Here is a 10266-nt window from a genome sequence, read left to right on the forward strand (position 1 = left end):
AGCGTATCTTCCCAATTCCACTCACCGCGCGGCACGTAAGAAATGAAAGACGCTGGATTTCCTCCGACGATAGTGAACGGGGCAACATCCTTGGTTACAACAGATCTCGATGCGACAATCGCGCCCCTGCCAATAGTAACACCCTTCATGATCGTTGAACCAAATCCGATCCATGCACGATCTTCAATGATGATCGGCGCAGCCGCTACATCCTGCCAGTCCTTGAACGCGCCGTAGTGGCCCGCCTCTATGCCCAATAACCAATCGAAAGCGTCGCCAGCCCTCAACTCTGGATCGAGCGGATGGGAGTTGCTATCGATGACGGTCACATCCCAGGAAATCAAAACTTGATTACCGATTTTGATGCCTTCCGGCTGGGTACAGATCATCATCGTCCCGTGCCCAACAGAACTGAAGTCACCGATCGAGATAGTGCCAACACCCCGTTCGAAAACGTAACTGCCGCCAACGAGACTGTGATTTCCAACCACAAGGTAATCACGTTGCTCAGATTGAAGACGGACATCGACCCGCGCATGCTCAAGTCTGGAACCGGTCCCCAGACGGTAGTTCAGGGCGGGAACATGGCCGGCTTCGATAAGCTGACGTGCCTGTACTCCAAAAGACCGTGTTTTACGCAAAAAACGCCGTAACAATCCAATCAGGCGATTCCTGAGGGCAAGACGCAAACGAGTGCGCCCCCCGGCCGACATCAAAAGCTTGATCCGACGTATGGTTGCCTTTTCCGGCTTCGGCAATCGGCCAGCAATAGCGCCGCGAACGAAATCTATGCGAACCGGATCGCCCAGCTTTTCAAGCAAGGCTTGGTCTTCAGGCGTAATCAGTTTTCCCAGACGCTCGACAAATTCCTGGCGGAACGACTCCGCGACATGTGCGTCGTAGAAGTTGCGGGGCGAGACATAAGAAGAGGCCAGTTCGCTGAACTCTTCGAATTTGCCAAAACGCTTGAAAAGATCAATGGATAGCTGCCGAACCGTCAGAAAATCGAACGCTTTGCGGTCATTGGCGTGCGTGGTCGAGCCGGGACGCTGGAAATATGCATAAGAGGCTGGAGGATAGATGAAAACCCGTTCCGCTACCAACATCAAGTGAATCGCGAACGGGTGATCCTCGTAGAAGACACCCTCTGCGAATACGATACCGTGATCGAGAAGCAGTTGCCTCTTGCAAACTAGGCGCCAGGGAGGCGTATTCCAGCAGGACACGGAGGCGAACACATTTTCTTTTTCGGCTGGCTTTATGACCTTTCCAAGCAGTTCAGGCGCGATATTGGACCTCGGGATATAACGACCGTCATCATATGCGTTGACGTAGTTCAGAACAACGACGTCCGGCGAATACGCGCCCGTCACCTTCGCCACGCGCGAAACGGCACCATCGAGCAACCAATCGTCGCTGTCGACAAACCAGATATATTCGCCCCGCGCGGCCCTTACCCCTGCGTTTCTCGCGGCACCTTGCCCGTTATTAGCTTGGTTGAGCGGACGAATAGCCGAAAAACGCCGCGCCAATCCTTCGATTATCTCCGCAGAACCATCCGTAGAACCATCATTGATGATAATGATCTCGTAGTCGGAAAAGCTGTTGGCCGTGATGGATGCAACACATTTCTCCAGAAGGCTACCAGTGTTGTATACCGGGATGACGAATGAAAATTTCATTTCTCAATTCCATTTCGGCTAGTGGAGCTACATCCATATCCACAAAGTCTTGAAAGCGGCCGTTCTTGTGCTTGCTGCGATTTCCTGGTCAAATCCTGCCCATATTCATCGCTGGATGACATTGAAGAGGCCCTTGTACCAGACGGCATATGGCTGCGCGAGCCACCACTTTAGCGGTACGCGGCCATAGTGCTTTCTCACGGTCGTGATGGCTTCCCGGTAATGGCGCCGCCTCTGTGAGCTGGTCTTTGTGAGTTCGTGTTCCCGGTTAACTGCGACGAATTTGTCGACATAGCACAACGGTCCACCGAAACGATAAAGCCGCCACCACAGGTCATAATCCATAACCATGTGGAGACTTTCGTCGAGGCCGTTCACGCCTTCCCAACAGGAGCGTCTCACCAACGTCGCGGGTTGCGAAATGATGCAACGTACCGCCATTCGCTCAACAGAAAACGGCTCGGTCCAAATGGGCCGCTTCGAACTGGTCTTTTCTTTAACATTCCAAGCCCGGCCGTAAACGGCCGGTGCCGTTGGATTCTTGTTGCAAGATTCCAAAAGCGTACGCAGTCCGTCGGGAAGAAACCAATCGTCGCTGTTAAGCCAACAGACGAAGGGCGCGCTCCCCCTAGCAATCCCTTCGTTGATGGCAGCAGCTTGCCCGCGATCATTATGACTTCGCCATCCAGCGAGCCGGTGCTCCCATCGACGAATGACGTCCAGGGAGTTGTCAGTCGAACCGCCGTCGATCACAAAAACTTCTACTGGTACGTCCTGCTCGAAGATCGAGCGCAGGGCGTGCTCCAGAAACTGCCCTTGATTGAAGGATGGAACGGCGACGGTGACAATTGCTGCAGTCATATCAGGAGCTGATACCCTGAGACCGGAAATCAGCATAGGCCTTTGAAATGCCGTCTCGCAGCGACGTTTTCGCCTTCCAGCCAAGCTCGTTTATGCGGTCGACATTCAGAAGCTTGCGCGGCGTGCCGTCGGGCTTGGAGCGATCAAATACGATTTCTCCTGTAAAGCCGACGACATCCATGACGATTTCGGCAAGCTCCCGGATAGTCACATCGGTACCCGTGCCTATATTGAACAATCCGGCGGGAATCCCTTTCTCCATCAAGTACACGCAGGCTTCCGCCATATCGTCGACGTAGAGAAATTCTCGCATGGGTGTACCGGAGCCCCAGACCACAAATTGCGTGTCTCCACGCATCTTCGCCTCATGAGCTTTCCGGATGAGTGCTGGAAGCACATGACTCTTGTTCAAGTCATAATTGTCATTCGGCCCATACAAATTCGTGGGCATAGCCGAAACATATTGCGTCCCGTATTGCGCATTAAAGCTATCACAGAGTTTCACCCCTGCGATTTTGGCGATCGCGTAAGGCTCGTTCGTCTGCTCAAGTAGCCCAGTGAGAAGATAGTCCTCCCGGATGGGCTGCGGGCAGTCACGGGGATAAATACAACTGGACCCCAAAAAGAGCATCCGGTCGACGCCGGCTTTGTAAGCCGCCCCGATAACATTGGCCTCTATCAGGAGGTTCTCATAGATAAAGTCGGCTCGGTAAGTGTTGTTCGCGTGAATGCCCCCCACCTTAGCTGCCGCCATGAACACATAATCCGGCTTCTCGATGGCAAAAAATTCCGTCACCGACCATTGATTCACCAGATCAAGCTCATCGTGCGTCCTCGTCACGATGTTTGTATAGCCGTTTCCCTGAAGCCGCCTAACGATCGCGGACCCAACCATTCCGCGGTGGCCTGCGACATAAATCTTGGCATTTTTTTGCATGTTTCACTCGTGATAATCGTATGCCGAAAAGCCGTGACGCTTCACCAGCTCGTCGCGCTCCGCCGCCTTCATGTCTTCCAGCATCATCTCAGAGACCAGCTCGTTAAAAGTGATCTTCGGCGTCCACCCGAGTTTCTGCTGCGCTTTGGTGGGATCGCCCAGCAATGTTTCTACTTCCGTCGGACGGAAATAACGCGGATCAACCGACACGATGCATTTGCCGCTTTCGTCATATCCCTTTTCGTCGACGCCTTCGCCCTTCCATGTTACGACAATCCCGATTTCGCGGGCGGCGGTGTCCACAAACTCGCGGACGCTGTATTGCACACCTGTCGCGATCACGAAATCCTCCGGCTGCTCTTGTTGAAGCATCAGCCACTGCATTTCAACATAGTCTTTCGCGTGCCCCCAGTCGCGACGCGCATCGAGGTTACCGAGGTACAGGCAATCCTGGAGACCTAGTTTGATGCGGGCCAACGCGCGCGTGATCTTGCGCGTTACGAACGTCTCGCCGCGAACCGGGCTCTCATGATTAAACAGAATGCCATTACATGCGTACATGCCATACGCTTCGCGATAATTGACCGTTATCCAGTAAGCGTAAAGCTTCGCAACTGCATAAGGCGAGCGCGGATAAAATGGAGTCGTCTCTCGCTGCGGTATCTCTTGAACCAAACCGTATAATTCCGAGGTCGAAGCTTGGTAGAAGCGCGTCTTTTTCTCAAGCTTCAAAATTCGAATGGCTTCGAGTATGCGCAATGCACCCAGAGCATCCGAATTGGCCGTGTATTCCGGCTCCTCAAACGAAACCGCCACATGGGATTGCGCGGCAAGGTTGTATATTTCGTCAGGCTGCACCTGTTGGATGATCCGCACCAAACTGGAAGAGTCGGTCATGTCACCATAGTGGAGGACAAATCGACGATCCTCATCGTGTGGATCCTGATAGAGATGATCGATGCGATCCGTGTTGAAGATCGAAGACCGCCTTTTGATACCATGAACTTCATAGCCCTTTTCAAGCAAAAGCGATGCGAGATAAGAGCCGTCTTGACCCGTTACACCAGTGATAAGCGCTTTTTTCATCCGTAGTCTACTTTCTTGATATCAACTCTTGAACTCGGTCTTTCTGATCGGTTCGCTTCGCTGGGGAAATACTGCGTCTAACGCGGCGGTGTCAACGAACGAGGCATCACGTGACATAAATCGGCTTGGCGGACATTGCGTAAAACGTCCGATAGTGCGCCAGATCGCCGGATTTCATGAACAATCTAGCGTCACCTGTGAAATCACATTCTCTGTAATCTGGAAAAAATCGTTTACTCCATATCCATCGCTCGATCGCGCCAAGAATATAACGCCTTCATTTTGCGGAACATTCTGCACATACAGAATCACACAAAATCGAAACCACCCAATATCGCAAAAAGACAATGCCGCTCGGGCGCGATTGTGGTGGGTCTAGCGAGAATGAACAAGACCGAATATCTCGTAGATAGATCCTCGGCAAACACTGATTTCTTGCGATTGTGTTCCTGAGAGTAGCGCCACCATTCGTTTTGAAGCCCGCCTGTCTCCGCTACCTAAGCATGCCCGTAGCATTTTCGCCGCCGAAAGAGCAACTCGGTTCGCGAATTTAACAACACAGGAGAAGCAAAAACTCAGCGTCCACCCAGAATGCAGTGATTGAGTCAACGAGATCTCCCAGGCAAAACTGCCGCGTTCATCGGGAAGTGCACTTGCCTTGGTATAAGCCAAACACCCATTTTGTCCCTCGCGCGTGTATTGGCCTCCCCATTTCGTCTCCTCGATGCGTGCGTGCCGTCATTTCACGCTTGAGAGCTGCCGCGGAAACTGAGCACAAATTGTCGATCATCCGCGAGGCGAAGCTTCTCGTCTTCGGTCGTAGCAGCGTCAATCATTTGTCGCGCTCTATGTCGGTTGGCGACCTGGCCATGATGCGGCGGATCGATGAACTACACCTCGATCACCCCCGTTTGTTGGAGTCGGATGTTGCAAGGGCTTTTGAAAGCAGATGGGCCTCAGATCGGACGGCTTCACGTCGCGACGCTGACGAGGAAGATCGGCATCGAGGCGATTTTCCTTCGCACCAACCATATTCCGACAGCGCGGGGCTTTGTTTATCTCTGCGCTGTCGTCGATTGATTCAGTCATCGGCTTCTGTCGATCACGATGGAGATCGTCTTCTGTATCGAAGCGGTCGAGGAAGCGCTTTCCCGATGTGATAAACCTGAATATTAAATGCCGATCAGGGGCCGCAGTTCACCTCAGCGGACTTCACGGCGGTGCTGAAGAAGGCGGAAATCGCTATTTCAATGGACGCAGAGGCGTGGCGGGGGCATTTCGTCGAGCGGCTCTGGCGGTCGATCAAATACGAGGAAGTCTATCTCCACGGCTACAAAACCGTTTCCGAGGCGCGCGTTGGCATTGATCGCTATCTGACCATTTACGATACCCGACACCCACCTTTATCGCTTGATCAGCAGACACCAGATCAGCCTTACTTCACCGCGCTGACACCGATGATGGCGGCGGCATAATCGAGGCGGAAATCCACTTAGCAAAGCACTCGAAACTATTTAGACAAACCGAGTTAGCTCTTTGTGTTTGACCCGCAATGCCGTTACCAGCGCATTCTTCGCGTTTCATCTCCATTCTTGCCGCATCCGCTCGACCCGGTGGCACTAAGTTCATGGAACGCTACCGAGCGTGCCAGACTTGGCTATTGATTTCCTAGCGCCATTTCGCCCCATAAGACCTGAAAACGACCAAGAGCAATTTCGCTCTGAATGCGATCCTCGATCGGCGCAAAAGTCCTTGTGGGAAATCGGTGTCCTTACCTCTTGCTGTATGCATCAATGCTTTACAAGACATCGGGCAAATTGAAGCCTCGTAGGCTGATCAATCCGAGCTTGCGGTCCACAAGGACCGTACCCACACAGGCAAAGATCCGCTAATACAGATCAGAGGCATCTCCGTCGATAGTGTTGAGCCGACTACGGAACCACACAAACATCAGATCACGCACGAGCTCTCGCTAAAACATGAATGTGCGTCGTCGATGTTCAGCTCACAATGGAGCCAGTCAACTCGCAATAGAGACGATAATATTCGGAACACATCTTCTCTGCCGTGAAACATTCGAGATAGCGATTTCGTGCTGCGGCACCTAGCGCGGCAACCTCTTTCTCATTTCCCCAGATGGACTTCATTGCCTTCGACAAAGCATCTACATCGTTCGGCGGCACCACAAAGCCGGTCTCCCTGTCCAGATTGACATAAGTTGTCCCCGTACCGATCTCACACGAAATCATTGGCTTGCCGAACATTGCCGCCTCAACGAGAGAAAGCCCGAAGGCCTCGGAACGAAGATGCGACGGAAATACAAACCCTGTACAAAGTCCGAGCAGGGCAATCTTGTCCTCGTCTGACAACGATCCAAGAAAATGGATATTCTTGGAATTTTGCCCCGCGATCCGCTTCAGTTCCGCCTCCATCGGCCCATTGCCGACAATCACAACGTGCAGACCATTGCACTTCGCAGCCTCCAGCAAAATGTGGACCCCTTTATAGTATCGCAGGACGCCAACGAATAAAAGGAAGCGGTCGGGAAACTTACCGCGCCAGCGTGCTAGCGTCGCTTCATCTGCCTTTGGATAGTCCGCTTCATCCAGACCCAACGAGATCACCCTCGTTTTGGATTTGAACCTTTCCAGGACATCGCTCGACATTGCGTAATTCGGAGACGTCGCAACTATGCAGTCGACGCTTTTGAGAAAGCGAGACATCAACGGCTTGTAGAATTGCAGCAACACCTTCTGCTTCACGATGTCGGAATGATAAGTCACGACAGTCGGCTTACCGGGGGGAACGGTCAGATGGACGATATCCATCACCGGCCACGGAAAGTGATAGTGGACGATATCAGCTTTCCGACTCAACTCCCGAAAACGGCCAAACACCTCGCGCGAGAAGCCAGTGGACGCGAATTCAAAATCGAGCTTGACCTTGTGAGCTATGTGACCGTCGAATTCGACGCTGTTTTCGATCGGCGTTTCGCTCAGCGATAGAACATCAGATTCCACACCATATTTGGCGGTGCCCTTGGCAATCGCATGGATCGTCCGTTCAACCCCACCGAATGTGTCGGGCCAATATGTTTTGAAGAAATGTAAGACGCGCATTCCACTCCTGTATCGAAAAGCAATTGCTACGTCACCTGGGACATTGTGGAGCCGAAACAGATTCGACTGGAGCGCGCAAAGTGGGCTCTTTGTCGGCATCGGCGAAAAAATCTTGCTTTGCCGGCGCCGCTAGACTAATGCCGCGAATAATTTTCGGCCGGCGGCCGATCGACTTTTCGCGGAGTAGATTTCGTTGAAATCCGGAAGCTTTTACAAGATTGGCGACAATGATCAGCGCCCTTGGGGCACATGGCATGTGCTCGATATCGGTGATCGGCATGTCGTTAAACGCATCGTCGTAAACCCCGGCGAGCGGTTGTCGTTGCAGTATCACAACCATCGTTCGGAGCGTTGGACCGCCGTCTCGGGACAGGGCATTGCCGAGATCGACGGAATCGAACACTCTCTGCAACTTGGGCATACGGTTGATATTCCGCTCAAGGCAACGCACCGCGCTTCATGCACCGGTGATACACCGCTGGTTTTCATCGAGATCCAATATGGTCAACTGCTTGATGAGAGCGACATCATCCGGCTCAGCGACGATTACAATCGGGTCTGATATCGAAGCCGTATCAATCGAACAGCTCGGCATCAGCCAACAACGGTTGCTGCTGATCCTTGGAGGAGAGCGTGAGGGCTTCCGTCACCTTCCAATCGATGGCGATCTGCGAATCGTCCCAGCGGATGCCGCGATCGCTCTCCGGCGCGTAATAGTTGGTGGTCTTGTAGAGAAACTCCACATGGTCGCTCAATGTCAGGAAGCCATGGGCGAAGCCTTCTGGGATCCAGAGCTGGCGCTTGTTTTCCGCAGACAGAAGAACGCCGACCCATTTGCCGAATGTGGGCGAGGATTTCCTGATGTCGACGGCAACATCATAGACTTCGCCGGCCACCACTCGCACCAGCTTGGCCTGCGCATGCGGCGGCAGCTGATAGTGGAGACCGCGTAGGACACCCCTGCCCGACCGGCTGTGATTGTCCTGCACGAAATCGGCACTTCGGCCGATCGCTGCTTCGAACTTCGCCTGATTGAAGCTTTCGAAGAAGAAGCCGCGATCGTCTGCAAACACCGTCGGTTCGATAATCTTGACATCGGGAATAGCGGTATCGATGGCTTTCATTCGTCGTCCTGTTCGGATTGTTTGCGAGGGAGAAGCGGCGGCATAAAGCGCGTAGGTTAGAATATCTGCTCGCGCAAGATCCCAAGGAGATATTGCCCATAGGCATTCTTCTTCAGCGGGTTCGCCAGCGCCTCGACATCAGATGCACTGATCCAGCCGCTGCGATAGGCGATCTCCTCGGGGCAGGCGACCTTCAGGCCCTGCCGGTTTTCGATCGTCGCAATGTAATGGCTCGCCTCCAGCATCGATTCATGCGTTCCGGTGTCGAGCCAGGCATAGCCGCGGCCCATGGTCTGCACGTCCAGCTGGCCGGCCTGCAGATAGTGAACATTGACATCGGTAATCTCCAACTCGCCACGCGGCGACGGACGGATCGATTTAGCAACGTCGACGACGCTTTCGTCATAGAAGTAGAGGCCGGTCACCGCATAGTTGCTCTTCGGCATCCTCGGCTTTTCCTCTAGGCTGATCGCCCGGCCGCTCTGATCGAACTCGACCACGCCATAGCGATGCGGGTCCTGCACGTGATAGGCAAAGACGGTCGCACCCGTTTCCTTGGCGCCCGCCTCGTGCAGCAATCGGGTAAAATCATGCCCGTAAAAGATGTTGTCTCCCAGAACCAGGGCAGACGGCGCGCCATTCAGAAACGTTTCGCCGATCAGGAAGGCCTGGGCAAGACCGTCGGGGCTGGGCTGAACGGCATAGTCAAGCTTTATGCCCCATTGGCTGCCATCACCGAGCAATTGCTCGAAGCGAGGTGTATCCTGCGGCGTCGAGATGATGAGGATCTCGCGGATACCCGCCAACATCAAAGTCGTCAGCGGATAGTAGATCATCGGCTTGTCGTAGATCGGCAGAAGCTGCTTGCTGACCGCAAGTGTCAGCGGATAGAGCCGTGTTCCCGATCCGCCGGCGAGTATGATTCCTTTGCGTGCCTTCGTCATGATCCTGCGTCTCGTCCTTAGTTTATCTGCCACTGTCTCACCGGCGGGAGGACATGGCCGGAAATCATCGGCAACATTACGGTTTTCAATTCCCCGCAGCCCGCAATCTCGCCAGGACTTCATCGACGCCCTCCTGCCAGGGAGGAAGAGCAATATCAAAGCGGTCCATCAGCTTTCGACAATCCAGCCGCGAATTGGCCGGCCGCTTGGCAGGGGTCGGATATTCAGCTGTCGATATCGGTTTCAGCGCATCGAGAGACAACGCAAGCCTAACGTTTGCCGCCAATGCCTCACGAACGATATGCGCGGCATAACCATACCAGGAGGTGCTGCCCTGTGCCGTGAGATGATAGGTCCCCGAGAGGTCGCCTGGAGCTCGCGAAGCCACGATGCGCTCGATCACCGTGCGTGTAACATCGGCAATCAAGGCCGCCGATGTCGGCGCACCAACCTGGTCGGCAACGATGTTCAGTGCGCTTCTTTCACCGGCCAGCCGAAGAATAGTCTTCGGGA

The 10266-nt window shown here is 53.7% G+C and carries 8 protein-coding genes and 3 pseudogenes; 2 read left to right on the top strand and 9 right to left on the bottom strand.

Features of this window, described 5'->3' with window-relative positions; translation table 11 throughout:
* Positions 1–41 precede the first annotated feature (41 nt).
* The 5 genes and pseudogenes from AC13RE_RS16310 to gmd all read right to left on the bottom strand — a co-directional run.
* Positions 42–371: pseudogene (locus AC13RE_RS16310) on the bottom strand (acyltransferase); the annotation flags it as partial.
* A 927-nt stretch (positions 372–1298) separates the two neighbouring features.
* Positions 1299–1682: pseudogene (locus AC13RE_RS16315) on the bottom strand (glycosyltransferase family 2 protein); the annotation flags it as partial.
* A gap of 105 nt (positions 1683–1787) precedes the next feature.
* Positions 1788–2543 (bottom strand): glycosyltransferase family 2 protein, encoded by a 756-nt coding sequence (locus tag AC13RE_RS16320; RefSeq protein WP_488563690.1) that lies wholly within the window; start codon positions 2541–2543, stop codon positions 1788–1790.
* 1 nt (position 2544) lies between these two features.
* Positions 2545–3480, bottom strand: a complete 936-nt coding sequence (locus AC13RE_RS16325) for a GDP-L-fucose synthase family protein (protein WP_488563691.1) — start codon at positions 3478–3480, stop codon at positions 2545–2547.
* Between the two features lie 3 nt (positions 3481–3483).
* Entirely contained in the window at positions 3484–4566 is a 1083-nt protein-coding gene (gene gmd / locus AC13RE_RS16330) for a GDP-mannose 4,6-dehydratase (protein WP_488563692.1), read from the bottom strand.
* Positions 4567–5339: 773 nt separating this feature from the next.
* Here gmd and AC13RE_RS16335 point away from each other — a divergent pair.
* A pseudogene (locus AC13RE_RS16335) lies at positions 5340–6041 on the top strand (transposase); the annotation flags it as partial.
* Positions 6042–6566: 525 nt separating this feature from the next.
* On the opposite strand, the gene AC13RE_RS16340 reads toward AC13RE_RS16335, so the two are convergent.
* Entirely contained in the window at positions 6567–7685 is a 1119-nt protein-coding gene (locus AC13RE_RS16340; RefSeq protein WP_488563693.1) for a glycosyltransferase family 4 protein, read from the bottom strand.
* A gap of 193 nt (positions 7686–7878) precedes the next feature.
* Between AC13RE_RS16340 and AC13RE_RS16345 the strand changes: the two genes are divergently transcribed.
* On the top strand, positions 7879–8247 hold the full coding sequence (locus AC13RE_RS16345) for a phosphomannose isomerase type II C-terminal cupin domain (protein ID WP_132719789.1): 369 nt from the start codon (positions 7879–7881) through the stop codon (positions 8245–8247).
* A gap of 13 nt (positions 8248–8260) precedes the next feature.
* On the opposite strand, the gene rfbC is transcribed toward AC13RE_RS16345, so the two are convergent.
* The 3 genes from rfbC to AC13RE_RS16360 form a co-directional block, all read right to left on the bottom strand.
* Positions 8261–8809, bottom strand: coding sequence for a dTDP-4-dehydrorhamnose 3,5-epimerase (gene rfbC / locus AC13RE_RS16350; protein ID WP_132719787.1), 549 nt, complete (start codon positions 8807–8809; stop codon positions 8261–8263).
* Between the two features lie 56 nt (positions 8810–8865).
* Positions 8866–9753 carry a glucose-1-phosphate thymidylyltransferase RfbA gene (gene rfbA, locus AC13RE_RS16355; RefSeq protein ID WP_488563694.1) on the bottom strand — a complete coding sequence of 296 codons (888 nt, stop codon included), beginning with the start codon at positions 9751–9753 and terminating at the stop codon, positions 8866–8868.
* Positions 9754–9838: 85 nt separating this feature from the next.
* On the bottom strand, positions 9839–10266 hold a 428-nt coding region (locus AC13RE_RS16360), incomplete at its 5' end, for an SDR family oxidoreductase (RefSeq protein ID WP_488563695.1).

It is taken from the genome of Martinezella sp. CNPSo 3959 (assembly GCF_057784355.1).

Excerpts from the sequence above, each read along its gene's own strand:
- AC13RE_RS16320 (WP_488563690.1), bottom strand. The coding sequence starts at position 2,543 with ATGACTGCAGCAATTGTCACCGTCGCCGTTCCATCCTTCAATCAAGGG.
- AC13RE_RS16325 (WP_488563691.1), bottom strand. The coding sequence starts at position 3,480 with ATGCAAAAAAATGCCAAGATTTATGTCGCAGGCCACCGCGGAATGGTT.
- gmd (WP_488563692.1), bottom strand. The coding sequence starts at position 4,566 with ATGAAAAAAGCGCTTATCACTGGTGTAACGGGTCAAGACGGCTCTTAT.
- AC13RE_RS16340 (WP_488563693.1), bottom strand. The coding sequence starts at position 7,685 with ATGCGCGTCTTACATTTCTTCAAAACATATTGGCCCGACACATTCGGT.
- rfbC (WP_132719787.1), bottom strand. The coding sequence starts at position 8,809 with ATGAAAGCCATCGATACCGCTATTCCCGATGTCAAGATTATCGAACCG.
- rfbA (WP_488563694.1), bottom strand. The coding sequence starts at position 9,753 with ATGACGAAGGCACGCAAAGGAATCATACTCGCCGGCGGATCGGGAACA.